The sequence below is a fragment of the Azospirillum sp. B4 genome (assembly GCF_000333275.1).
Classification (GTDB): Bacteria; Pseudomonadota; Alphaproteobacteria; order Azospirillales; family Azospirillaceae; genus Nitrospirillum.
In genome coordinates this window covers 1-2454 of record NZ_BACU01000092.1, presented here as the reverse complement: position 1 = coordinate 2454, position 2454 = coordinate 1, and the positions used below count along the sequence as shown (strand labels likewise).

The 2454-nt window shown below is 68.1% G+C and carries 2 protein-coding genes and 1 pseudogene; all 3 read right to left on the bottom strand.

Annotated features, from left to right (window positions below):
* Positions 1 to 166: 166 nt before the first annotated feature.
* Positions 167 to 997, bottom strand: a pseudogene (locus tag I55_RS04640) (catalase); the annotation flags it as partial.
* Positions 998 to 1120: 123 nt separating this feature from the next.
* A complete protein-coding gene (locus tag I55_RS04635) occupies positions 1121 to 2158 on the bottom strand; it encodes a DNA topoisomerase IB (protein ID WP_044559337.1) in 1038 nt (345 codons plus the stop codon).
* Positions 2155 to 2454 (bottom strand): hypothetical protein (locus tag I55_RS04630; RefSeq protein WP_044559336.1); only part of this gene is annotated, 300 nt, incomplete at its 5' end. The genes I55_RS04630 and I55_RS04635, both read right to left, overlap by 4 nt.

Here is a 2454-nt window from a genome sequence, read left to right as displayed (position 1 = left end):
GCCCCCCCGCGACCTGCGCCACAGGTCAGGGAGGGCGGCTTCAGGGAGGATCTGTTCTATCGGCTGCATGTCATCCCCATCCATCTGCCGCCCTTGCGGGAACGGCGGGCGGACATCCTGCCCCTGGCCGAGGCTTTCCTGGCGCAGGCCGGGCACAAGACCCTGGACGGCGGTGGAAGTCGGGGTCCTTGCCGGCGGTCTTCTGCGCCTCGTCCCACACCTGGCTGAAAACGCCCTTCAGCGGCTTCCAGTGGAACTTGACGAAGCGCGCCTTCCCCTGCCCATTCACCAGGCGGAAGGTGTGGACACCGAAGCCCTCCATGGTGGCGTAGCTGCGGGGGATGGCACGGTCGCTCATCACCCACATCAGCATGTGGGCGGATTCCGGCGTCAAGGAGACGAAATCCCAGAAGGTGTCGTGGGCGGACTGGGCCTGTGGGATCTCATTGTGCGGTTCGGGCTTCACCGCGTGGATCAGGTCGGGGAACTTGACCGCATCCTGGATGAAGAAGACGGGCATGTTGTTGCCCACCAGGTCCCACACCCCCTCCTCGGTATAGAACTTGACGGCGAAGCCGCGCACGTCGCGCACCGTGTCGGCCGACCCGCGCGAGCCCGCGACGGTGGAAAAGCGGACGAACACCGGCGTTTCCTTCGCCGGATCCTGGAACAGCGTCGCGGTGGTGAGATCGGTCAGCGGCTCATAGACCTGGAAGACACCGTGAGCGGCGGCGCCGCGCGCGTGCACCACCCGTTCCGGGATGCGTTCATGGTCGAAGTGGGTGATCTTCTCCCGCAGGTGGAAGTCTTCCATCAGCGTCGGCCCCCGGGGACCGGCGCGCAGCGAATTCTGGTCGTCGCTGATCTTCAGCCCCTGGTTGGTCGTCAGTGCCGATCCCGCCTCCTGGCTGTCCGCCGCCAGGTCACGCTGCTTGGCCGTGTCACCGCCAACGAAGGGCACGCTAGGCGCCGCCGATCGTGGCGCGGTCGGGGCCATGGCGTCGGGCGTCGGGCTGGGCGTGGGCGGCACCGGGGTCACGGGCATGTCGTCAAAGTGGGGTTCGGCCATGGATGTGCTCTCCGGCTGGCAACAGATGCAGGCACAACCCGGCGCGACAGCTCAGGTTCCGCTTGCCATCGCCGTTTCTTTGCCGGCCCGGCGCAGCAGGGTCAGAACGGCGGCCTCCTCCGGTGGCAGGCCGAAGGCGCCGTCCCGCCGGATGCGCAGCGTGAAGCGCCCGGCCAGGTAGTCCGCCATCACCACCGGGTGGACATAGCACTGGCGGCAGATGGTCACGGTGTTGCCCAGCCGGGCCGCGACCTGTTTCAGGGCGGCGTTAACCATGCGCCGGCCATGGGTCGGGCTGGTCGGCGCCGGGCTGTCATTCAGCGCCAGGGCCATCATCACCGTGCCGGCCCAGGTGCGGAAATCCTTGGCGGTGACGCCCTCGCCCCGGCCGCCCGTCGCCGCGTTCAGGTAGGCGTTGACGTCGGCGGAGCTGACCTCATGCCTGTGGCCATCGTCATCCAGGTACTGGAACAGGGACTGGCCCGGTAATTCCTGGCAGGCCTTGACGATGCGGGCCACGCGCCGGTCGGTCACCTTCAGGCGCCACAGCTTGCCGCTCTTGCCCTTGAAGTCGAAGCGCAGGGACGACTTCTCCACGCTGACGTGGGCGCTGCGCAGGGTGGTCAGGCCATAGCTCTTGTTGGCGCGGGCATAGTCGGCGTTGCCCACGCGGATCAACGTGGTTCCCAGCAGGTGGACGACAGTGGCCAACACCTTGTCGCGCGGCAGGCCGGGACGGGCCAGGTCCCTGGCCACACGGTCACGGATCCGCGGCAGCCGGCGGGCGAAGGCCAGCAGGTGCTGGAATTTCGCCCCATCCCGCGCCTGGCGGAAGGCCGGATGGTACAGGTACTGCTTGCGCCCCTTGGCGTCGCGGCCGGTGGCCTGCAGATGGCCGTTGGCGTCGGCGCAGATCCAGACGTCGGTCCAGGCCGGCGGGATGACCAGGGCCTTGATGCGGGCCAACAGGGCTTGGTCCCGCACGGGGGCGCCGTCAGCCGACCGATAGCGGAAGCCCGACCCCGACCTTTGCCGCCGGATGCCGGGGTCGCCATCGCAGACATAGACCAGGCCCGACCCGTCCGTCATTCCGTCGCCCTGGCCGCCACCTTGGCGTCCGCCCCGGCCGGCCGCTTGCGGCACTGGCTGAGGTACAGGCACTGGCCCACCACAGCCACCGCCAGGATCAGGGCGTTGGTGGTGACGAACACCCAGTTGCCCAGCAGCCAGGAATAGATGACGAAGCCGATGGAGGTAGCGATCTGCCCGGCGAACAGCCAGGGCGACACACCTTTGGTCGACCCCTCCCGCCATTGCGTCCCAGATTGGCAGGCCAGCGTCAGGAACAGCAGCAGCGCCGCAACCCATCCAATAATGTCAGCCCC